Genomic DNA, 9,629 nt, shown 5'->3' with positions numbered 1-9,629 from the left:
GTCCCCCGGCCGCCACTCGCGCTCGATCCGCGCATAGCCGCCCGGCTCGGCCGCGAAACGCTCGCCGTTCACCTGCAGCCGCGCGCCGTTCGCCCAATCGGGGATGCGGACGAGCATCGCGAAGCGCGCCGCCGCCGCCGGGTCGACCGAGATCGAGAGCGGCCCATCCAGCGGATAGCGCCCCTCCTGCCGGATGCGGACACGCCCGGCGCCGGGCAGATCCAGCACCGCGGTCGACGCGCCGAGCAGATTGACCGCCAGCGCGCCGTCGGCGGTGACGCCATAGGCAATCGCGGGCAGCTCCTCCAACGCCATCGCGCCGCTCGACTTGCAGCAGCGCCAATAAGTGGTGTGGGTGCGCCGTCCGTTGGGGAAGGAATAATAGCACCAATCTTCGCCGTCCGGCGCCTGCGCGCCGAGCAGGTCGTTATAGGCGCTGCGCTCGATCTCCTGCGCGAAGGCGGCATCGCCGGTGATCGCCAGCAATTCGCGGTTGAGCTGGATCCAGGCCATCGTCGAACAGGTTTCGACATAGGCTTCGGGGCTGAACACCCCGGCGGGGTTGAAGACCTCGCGCGAGCGATGCGCCACCCCGCCCCACGGGCCGCCGCCGAGCGTCAGATGATGCGCGCGGACCGCCGCCCAGATGTTGCGCACCGCGCTGAGATAGCGCGCATCACCCGTCGCCCGGTGCAGCTTGGCGACACCGACGAGGTTCCACAGCAATTGATATGCCTTGCCGGTGGCGATCTCCGACGGATCGGCACCTGCCAGCGCCAGCGAGAACAGGCGATTGCGCGGCTCGGCCTCGATCTGCGCCAGCACCAGCTCGGCCAGATCGAGATAGCGCCGCTCGCGGGTCGCCAGATACAATTCGGTGGCGGGATCGAGCAGCGCGGTCGCCGACAAGCCGAAATGGTTGCCGAGATCGGTGATCTTCACCGCGCCGTCGCTCAACACCCGCCAGCACAGATCGCCGATCCGCCGGGCGGCGGCAAGATAATGTTCGTCGCCGGTCGCGCGATGGACCTCGATCAGCCCGAGGATCAGATAGCTGTGGGTCCAGATATCCCAGGTGCGCAGCGCCGGGGCGCCGTCCCACGAGACCGGCTTCGGCGGCTGCGGCACCATGAAGCGTCGCGGCGGCGCGTAATTGCCGAGATAGCCGTCCGCATCCTGCCGCGAGATCAGATAATCGGCGACCCGCCGCACATTGCCGAGCAGCGCCGCATCGCCGGCGCGGGCCGCGGCGCGCGCGGCGGCGGAAAGCCACTTGCCGGCATGTTCGCCATACCAGTCGCCTTCCTCGTTGGCCGCCACCTTCTCGGGCGCGAACAGCGCGATCGCCGGGCTGTGTTCGTCGGTGATGAAATGTGACAGGCGCCCGGCGCGATTGGCCTCCAGCGCATCGCCGAGCAACCCGCCGAGTGTCACCTCGCCGGGCAGTGACAGCCGCATCGCGGGCTCAGCGATCGGCGGCACAGCGGAATCCGATCCCGGCCGACCGGTCCTTCGCCGGGGCCATCAGCAGGAACTTGCCGTGCTCGTCGAGGCGATAGCCTTGCGGGAAATACCAATGCGAGGTCTGCGGCTGATAGGCATTGCCGCCGCGCAGCACCGCAGCGCGCACCCGATCGTCATGATATTCGTCGGTCCATTGCCAGATCGTCCCGACGAGATCCTCGACCCCGAACGGGCTCGCCCCCGCAGGATGCGTGCCGATATCGACCGGATCGGGCATGACGCGCGCGAGCGACGGCTCGGGCACCGCGGTCGCATCCCAATCCTCGCCCCAGGGATAGGCGCGGCCGTCGGTTCCCTGCGCGGCATATTGCCATTCCCATTCGCGCGGCAGGCGCTTCCCGGCCCACCCGGCATAGGCCCGCGCATCCTCCAGCGAGACCCAGGTGACGGGCTTGTTCTCCCAACCTGCGGGCGGCGCGCCGTCTTGCCAATGTTTCAGGAAATTCCGCGTGTCGGCGGGCGCGTAGCCGCTGTCGGCGAGGAAGGTCCTGAACTGCGCGTTGGTCACCGGGAAGCGATCGATCCAGAATGCGTCGATATGCATGCGGTGGCGGTGATGCCGGCGCGGGCTTTCTTCCCACGGATATTGCACGTCGACTCCCTCGGCGGCGTAACCCTCGATCTCGATGCCGTGGACGACGAAATCGAAATCGGCCGCGGGGATCGCGATCATCCCGTCGGGGGCCTGCGTATGCGGTGTGGTCGGCGCGATCGGGACGAGCGTCTGCGCGGCGGCGGTCCAGCGTGCCGGGAAGGAGTCGAGCGGCAGCACCGCGCGCGCCGCCATGTCCGCAAGAAACGCGTCGAGCCCGTCGAGCACCTGCCCCGCCGCCAGCGCAAGGATCGCGCCGAAGCCGCGCCCCGCCATCGGCACCGACAGGATCGCACGGTCGCGATCGATCCGCGGATCGAGCTCGACGCCGTTCCAGACGTCGAAATAGCGCGTGCCCGCATTGTGCGGCACGCTCAATTGCTCGCCGTCGATCGCATATTCCTGACGGTTGATCAGCGTCCACAAGATGCGCCCGTCGCCCGGGAAGCGGCTGGCGAAGATGCCGGCCTGGAGCGTCCGCTCATAGGGGCGCCAGTCTGGCCCGGCGATCAGATCGGCGAACCGCCGCTGCACCATCGCCACCCGGCGCAGCGTCTCGCCGTCGCGCGGGGTGAAGAGATTGACGAAGCCGAACACATTCTCCCACGCGACATAGCCGACACCGTTGAACAGCGCGTGCTGCAGGTCGTTGGTGCGCTGCCGGCTCCAGCGGTTCTCGATGTTGATGATATGGCGGGGTTCGAGCCATTTCAGCTTGAGCACCGTCGGGATGCTCTCGTCGGGCACGCGCTTGGTCCAGCTCTGCAGGTTCCAGCTCAGGATATGATCGCCGGCCTGCGCGGTGGTCTCCGGCTGCAGCACCACCGGGCGCCCCGTGGCTTCGCACGCGCGGTGGAAGGCGAGCGGGACGCCGCTATAGGTATCGCCGTTGATGCCGTCCGCCCCGGTTTCGGCGACGATCGCCGCCATCCGCTCCCAGTCGGGCGCGTCGTTCGGCGCGGTGCCATTGTCCCACGGCATCGTCGGCAGGAACACCTTGACGCCGCGCCGGTGAAAGTCCGCGACGACCTGCTTCAGCCCGGCGATGCCGCCGGGCAGAGCGTCGACCAGATCGAACTGGCTGCGATCGTCGACCCCGATATTGGGATAGATATACCAGACCAGCACGCTGTCGACGCGCCCCAGCCGCCCCTCGAGATCGTCGAGATAGCGATCGACCGTATAGCGGCCGGTCTCGGGATCGTAGAAATAGCGATCCTCGACCATCAGCAGCGTATGGACGAAATTCGACTGCGACCAGGCAAGCCGCGGGTCGCGATACAGGCTGTCGTCGAAGCCGATGCGGATGCGATGCTCGCGGCGCCATTCGATCAGCCCCTGCACCCATTCGTCGGCGCTGCCGTCGGCGTCGATCTTCCACCGGCCCATTTCGGCGAAGGGCCAGCCGGGAACCTTGCCCGGGGTCGGCAGATAGGGGCCGGTCAGCGCGTGCGAGAATTTGACGTCGCTGGTGGTGCGGATGGGATTGGTCATGATCTCGTTTTCAACCCGCCGTCGCGCCGATGCCACAATAAAGCGCGAGCGGCCGATGATCGGCAGGCTGCGCCTCGGCCATGAAAGCCACGACCTCGGCGCGGGTGGGGATGCTCGACTGGGCGCCGGCGCGCGTCGTCACCAGCGCGGCGGCCGCGGCGGCGCGGCGCAGCGCGGCGCCGAGCGCCTCGCCCGCGGCAAGGTCTGCGACTAGCACGCCGCAAAAGGCGTCGCCGGCCGCGGTCGTATCGACCGGGGTCACCGCGAAGGCGGGCTGGACGAGATAGTCGCCATCGACCAACGCCACGGCTCCGCGAGACCCCAACGTCGCCACCGTGATCGCGACGCCGGTCCGCGCCAGCCGTTCGGCGATCGACCCGTGCTCGCCGACCAATGCGGTCAGCTCTTCCTCATTGACCACCAGCACGTCCACCGCGCGCAGCAGCGCTTCGGGCAATGCACGCGCCGGGGCGGCATTGAGCAGCACCCGCACGCCCTGCACCTGCGCGCTCCGGGCATAGACCAGAACGGTTTCGAGCGGCGTTTCCAGCTGCATCGCGAGCCACGCGATAGCGTCGAGCGGCGGAAGGTCCTCCGGCCTCAGATCGGCGTTGGCGCCCGGCGCGACGGTGATCGCATTCTCGCCTTCGTCCGATACGGTGATCAGCGCCGCACCGGTCGATCGCGCCGAGCGGCGAATGTGCAGCTCGACCCCCGCCCCTTCGAGCGACCGGATCAGCAGCCTTGCCTGATCGTCCTCGCCCAATGCGACCACCATCGCCGTCTGCGCCCCGCCGGCGCGCGCGGCGGCGACCGCCTGATTGGCGCCCTTGCCGCCGGGAAAGACCGAAAGGTCGCCGCCGAGCAAGGTCTCGCCCGGCGCCGGAACGTGCCGGGCGCGCACGACGAAATCGGCATTGGCCGAGCCCGCCACCAATACGCCGCCCGGCCGGTCGCTTCGGATCACGATCGTTATACTCCCGATCAGAAATCGCGGTGCAGGGTCACGGTAACCGTTCGGCCGCGGCCCGCGAAATAATTCTGGTAGATGTCGATCTGCGACGACGACAGGAAATAGAATTTGTTGAACAGATTCTCGACCCCGATCGAGACGGTGCCGACCTGCTTGAAGCGATAATTGGTCGTCAGATCGAACAAGGTATAGCCCTTGGTATGCTCCTCGAGCGCGCCGCGGCCGATGTTGATGTTGCGATTGAAGAAGCTCGTCACGCCGAGCGACACCGAGCCTTCGGGCGTATATTGCCAGCTGATCTGGCCGTTCGCCTTGTCCGGCGCGATGTTGAGCATCCCGAGCGTAACGTCGAGCGGCTCGGTGACGTTGTTTGCGGCCGAGGTCTTGCCGAGCACATGGCTGAACAAGGCGTTGAGGCGTAGCGAGTCGATCGGGCGGAATTCGGCGCTGAAGTCGATGCCGTAGATCTTGATCGGGCGACGGTTGAGAACATAGTCCCGCGTGATCGGATCGATCGACAGGCTCGACCCGAGGTCCGATTTCGACTGGTAATAGGATACGCCGACGCTGCCCATCCGGCCGCGCCAGTTGACGCCGACTTCCTTGTTCTTGAACACCACCGCCTTCAGATCGAGCAGGCCCTCGACCGTCTTGCCCGGCACGTTGACGTTGCGCAGCGGGATGCCGACGTTGGGGAGGGTGAAGCCCTCGCCATAGGTCGCGAAGGCGGAGAAGCCGCCGCCGAGCCGGCCGACGATGCCCGCATTGAACAGATCGTTGGTATATTTGAGCTTGCCGCCCTTCACGAACACGCGGTTGCGATAATAGGTCGTGGTATAATCATCGACCTTCACCGTGCCGGCCTCGTGCCGCCAGCCGCCGCTCAGCGTGACCGGGCCGAGATCATAGCTCAGCTGCGCATAAGGGCCGACGCTGGTATAGTTCATCGGCGGCACCCACACGCGATTGGTGAGCGCAAGATATTGCCGCGTCTGATCGTGGACCAGATCGACGCCGAAGCGCAGTTCGAGGCCCTTGGTCAGGAAATCCGGGCGCGTGTACGAAGTGCGCAGCCCGTATTTCTTCGACAGGATTTCGGACTGGTCGAAAATCACGCCGGACGAGATCAGCGGATCCTGCTTGTCAACGCTGTTGTCGCCGGGGAAGCGCATCTCCTGCTTGGCGAAATAGCCGGTCACGACAAGGTTGCCGCCGACCAGATCACTGTTTGAGTAGTTCAGCGCATATTGCTGGAAGCGATTGAAGTCCGGCGCGAAAAGCAGCTGCCCGGTAACCGGGTCGCGCGGCGGGCCGGGTTCGGCGGTATCGGGGATGCCGAGCGCGCGGCTGCCCGCGACATAATGATAATCGCCCTTGGCGGTCAGCTTGAAATAGCTCGCGGTCGCTTCGAGGCGCTGGGTGCCGCCGGCGAAATCGTGACCGACCTTGAGGAAGAAATCGACCTGCTTGGTATCCGCCAGCGAGCTCGACGCGCTGAGCCCGATGCGCCGCCCGCGCGCGTCATAAGTGATGCCGCGATCGACATAGGACGCCGCCGCGAACACGTCGAAATCGCCCGATTTGTGCGCGATCGTCCCGCCGATCTTCCAGATCGCGCTATCGTCGCGATATTGCGACCCGAAGCGCCCGGTGAGGCCGATATGCGTGCCCTCCTCCGTCGCGCGCTTCGAGATATAGTTGATCAGCCCGCCGGCCGCGCCGATCCCCTCCGCCGCCGAGGCGCCGCCGATCACCTCGATCCGCTGGACCGTCGACATATCGGTGAAGGTCGCGTTGCGGCTCCCGTCGCGCAGCGGGGTCGATTGGGGAATGCCGTCGAACATATAGAGCGCGGTGCGGCCGCGCATCGTTTCGCCCAGCGTGTTCATCGTCTGGTTGGATTCGGAATAGCCCGGCACCGTGCGCGCCAGCACCGCGGTGGCGTCTTCGGTGATCGTCAGCGAGCGCTGGACTTCGGCAGGCGTGATGACCGTCACCGCGCCGGCGACCTTGTCGATCGCCTTGGGCGAGCGCGTGCCCGTCACGATCACGGTATTCTGGCTCGAATCATCGGCCGGGGCGGGGTCGCTCACCGGGGCCGGCTGCGGGGCCAGTTGCGCCACCGCGGGCAAGGCCACGCCGGACAGCAGAAAAGCAGCGAACGTCAGATGCGCATTGGTTGTCACGGTGATCCTCCCCCCGTTTATTGGCTACAGCCTAACCCAAGGGAAAAAGCGGAAGAAGCGAGCGGCGGTGTGTTCACACAACAGATTTTGTGTGGTTCGATCGCCACGATTTCGCTTTGGGATCGATCGACCGGACCGCATATTTTCTGCGCTGTGAAGACAGGGATTGCGTGCATTTTCGGCGCTACAAGCGTTGGAATTGCTGCGAAGGCGCGGCATCGGGGGAGGATCGTGTCGATGCGGAGCAAGCTGTTCGTACCCTGTTCGCGCCCCGAATTCTTCGCCAAGGCGATCGACGGGGCGGCGGACGCGCTGTCATTCGATCTCGAGGATTCGGTGCCGCCGGCGGAAAAGCCGGCCGCGCGCGCGCGGCTCGCGGCATTCCTGCGCTCGGATCAAGCGATGGCATCGGCCAAGCGGCTGATCGTCCGCGTCAACGCGCTCGACACGCCCTTTTTCGCGGAAGATCTGGCGGCGCTCGCCGGGCTGCGTGTCGATCTGATCAACCTGCCCAAGGCCGACACCCCCGATATCGTCCATGCCGCCGCCACGCAGATCGATGCGCTGCGCCTCGCCGCCGGGCTGCTGGTCACTATCGAGACCGCCGCCGCGCTGGCCGATGCGGCGGCGGTGGCGGCGGCGCATCCGCGGGTCGCGGGGCTTCAGGTCGGGCTCAACGATCTGTTCGCGCCGCTCGGCATCGATCGAAACGATCCCCGCCACGTCCACGCCGCGCTGTGGCCGATCCGGCTCGCCGCCGGACGGGCCGGATGCTTTGCCTATGACGGCGCCTGGCCCGACCTTACCGACGATCCCGGCTTTCGCGCCGAGGCGGAGCTGGCGCGAAGCCTCGGTTATATCGGCAAAAGCTGCATCCATCCGCGGCAGATCGCGATCGCCAATGCGGTGTTCGACCGCGGCGCCGAGCTCGATCGCGCGCGACGGCTGGTGGCCGCGGCGACCGCGGCCCAAGCGCAGGGCAAAGGCGCCTTCGTGTTCGACGGCACGATGGTCGATGCACCGGCGATCAGCGCGGCGCGCGCGATTTTGCGGCGCGCGGGGGAGGCGGCATGACCTTGCGCCTCCTGTTGCTCACGCTGCTCGGCGCGCTGCTGTTTCAGGCCGCCCCCGCGGCGGCGAAGCAACCGACCGAGATCGAGACCACGACATTACCCGCGCCGTCGGGCGATCGCGGTGATCTGTCGCTGGCCGCGATCGACGGATTCCCCGTCGCGTTCGATCGCGATCGGGCGCAGATATTGCGGCACCGCAGCTGGTCGGCGATCGGAACGCGCAATATCCCCTCGAAAATGCTCGCTGTGGTGAGCGACGGCCAGGGGTCCGCAATCCTTTCCGGCGCGGGCGGCGTGGCGACCTCCGCTGCCGCGCTCACACTGGCGAATGGCGCGATCGTGGCGAAGGCGCTCCCCGATCTTCTGGTGCCGTTGCGCTCGGCGGTCGGCGCCTTCCAGCCCGATGCATTGCTCGTCGCCGGGGTCGGCGAGGACGGCACCCCGCGACTGTTCCGCCTCGCCTGGGCGCAATCCGCGCGCTGGCAGACGCTCGCCCCCTGGCCCGGCGGCGTGCCGGTCGCGCTCGCAGCGCAGAACAGGGGCATTGCCGTCACGCTGGCCGACCAGCAGCAATGGCGCTGGCTGCCGACCGGCGGGTGGCGACGCGGCGCGACGGCGCGCGGCACCGTCGTCGGCGCCCCGCGCCCGATCGGACAGGCCTATCTGCTCTACCTCCTCCGCGACGCGGGCGGCACGCATCTCTACAGCTACAGCATGATCACCGACGCCTGGGCGCCTATGGGCGCGGCGCTTCCCGGCGAACCGCTCGCCGCGGTCAGCCACGGCGAGGGGCTGCTGATCGCGTCGCGGCGCAACGGCGCGCTTGCCGTCTCCACCCTGACGCTCAGGTTCAACCGCGAGCCGCTCGGGCTGATCGATTGGGCGATCATCACGGTCTATCTGTTCGCGATGCTCGGTATCGGTCTCACCTTCTATCGCCGCGCCAAGGGCGGTCCCTCGTCCGAATTCTTTCTCGGGTCGCGCGCAATCCCGGCCTGGGCGGCGGGGGTCAGCATGTTCGCCGGCAGCATCAGCTCGATCAGCTATCTCGCGGTGCCGGCCAAGGCGTTCGAGACCGACTGGCAATATATCATGTCGAAGATCGCGACCGTCTGCGGGCTGATGTTCGTCGCGCTGGTCGTGGTGCCGGTGTTCCGCCGGCTCAATCTGGTTTCGGTGTTCAATTATCTCGAAGCGCGCTTCCACCCGGCGATCCGCATGCTTTCCAGCGCCTTGTGGATCTGCATGCAGATCGGTGGGCGGATGGGGATCGTGCTGTTCCTGCCCGCGATGGCGATCGGCACGATCACCGATACCAATATCGTCGCCTGCATCCTGATCGTCGGCCTGTTCACGATCGTCTATACCGCGCTGGGCGGGATGCGCGCGGTGGTATGGACCGATGTGTTCCAGGTGCTGGTACTCACCGCCGGCGCGTTTTTTGCGATCGGCTTCGTCATCTACCAGATCGGGTTCGGCGACGTCGTCGATACCGCGACGGCGTTCGACAAGACGCGGATGCTCAACTTCAGCTTCGACGTCACCCAGCCGACCGTTTGGGCATTCCTCGTCCTCGCCCTGTTCGACGTGGTGCTCACCTTCCCCAAGGATCAGGTGCTGATGCAGCGCGTGCTGGCGACACCGTCCGAGAAGGAAGCCAAACGCTCGGTGTGGCTGTTCGCGCTGATCCTGCTGCCCAGTGTCGTTGCCCCCTAATTGCCTGACGAGGCCTCGCGGGTTTGGGTGATGTACTCGCGGGGTGATCGGTAGCCTAGCGCCTTGTGCGG

General features: G+C 66.9%; 6 protein-coding genes. 2 read left to right on the top strand and 4 right to left on the bottom strand.

The window, feature by feature from the left end; genetic code table 11:
• The 4 genes from BGN95_RS25725 to BGN95_RS25710 all read right to left on the bottom strand — a co-directional run.
• A partial coding sequence (locus BGN95_RS25725) for a glycoside hydrolase family 127 protein (protein ID WP_286774470.1) occupies positions 1 to 1,458 on the bottom strand: 1,458 nt, incomplete at its 3' end.
• Positions 1,459 to 1,465: 7 nt separating this feature from the next.
• On the bottom strand, positions 1,466 to 3,610 hold the full coding sequence (locus BGN95_RS25720; protein ID WP_286774469.1) for an SUMF1/EgtB/PvdO family nonheme iron enzyme: 2,145 nt from the start codon (positions 3,608 to 3,610) through the stop codon (positions 1,466 to 1,468).
• A gap of 10 nt (positions 3,611 to 3,620) precedes the next feature.
• Positions 3,621 to 4,577 carry a PfkB family carbohydrate kinase gene (locus BGN95_RS25715; protein ID WP_286774468.1) on the bottom strand — a complete coding sequence of 319 codons (957 nt, stop codon included), beginning with the start codon at positions 4,575 to 4,577 and terminating at the stop codon, positions 3,621 to 3,623.
• Between the two features lie 17 nt (positions 4,578 to 4,594).
• On the bottom strand, positions 4,595 to 6,769 hold the full coding sequence (locus BGN95_RS25710; protein ID WP_286774467.1) for a TonB-dependent receptor: 2,175 nt from the start codon (positions 6,767 to 6,769) through the stop codon (positions 4,595 to 4,597).
• Positions 6,770 to 7,006: 237 nt separating this feature from the next.
• Between BGN95_RS25710 and BGN95_RS25705 the strand changes: the two genes are divergently transcribed.
• Both BGN95_RS25705 and BGN95_RS25700 read left to right on the top strand, forming a co-directional pair.
• Positions 7,007 to 7,843 (top strand): HpcH/HpaI aldolase/citrate lyase family protein, encoded by an 837-nt coding sequence (locus tag BGN95_RS25705; RefSeq protein ID WP_286774466.1) that lies wholly within the window; start codon positions 7,007 to 7,009, stop codon positions 7,841 to 7,843.
• Positions 7,840 to 9,558 (top strand): sodium:solute symporter family transporter, encoded by a 1,719-nt coding sequence (locus BGN95_RS25700; protein ID WP_286774465.1) that lies wholly within the window; start codon positions 7,840 to 7,842, stop codon positions 9,556 to 9,558. The genes BGN95_RS25705 and BGN95_RS25700 overlap by 4 nt, the downstream gene beginning before the upstream one ends.
• The last annotated feature ends 71 nt before the right edge of the window (positions 9,559 to 9,629 follow it).

It is taken from the genome of Sphingomonas sp. 66-10, from assembly GCF_001897045.1.
GTDB lineage: Bacteria > Pseudomonadota > Alphaproteobacteria > Sphingomonadales > Sphingomonadaceae > Sphingomonas > Sphingomonas lycopersici.
The sequence above is the reverse complement of the archived record's forward strand: the minus strand, read 5'-3'. Positions and strand labels throughout refer to the sequence as shown.

Coding starts and splice junctions, on each gene's coding strand:
- BGN95_RS25720 (WP_286774469.1), bottom strand. CDS start 3,610: ATGACCAATCCCATCCGCACCACCAGCGACGTCAAATTCTCGCACGCG.
- BGN95_RS25705 (WP_286774466.1), top strand. CDS start 7,007: ATGCGGAGCAAGCTGTTCGTACCCTGTTCGCGCCCCGAATTCTTCGCC.
- BGN95_RS25700 (WP_286774465.1), top strand. CDS start 7,840: ATGACCTTGCGCCTCCTGTTGCTCACGCTGCTCGGCGCGCTGCTGTTT.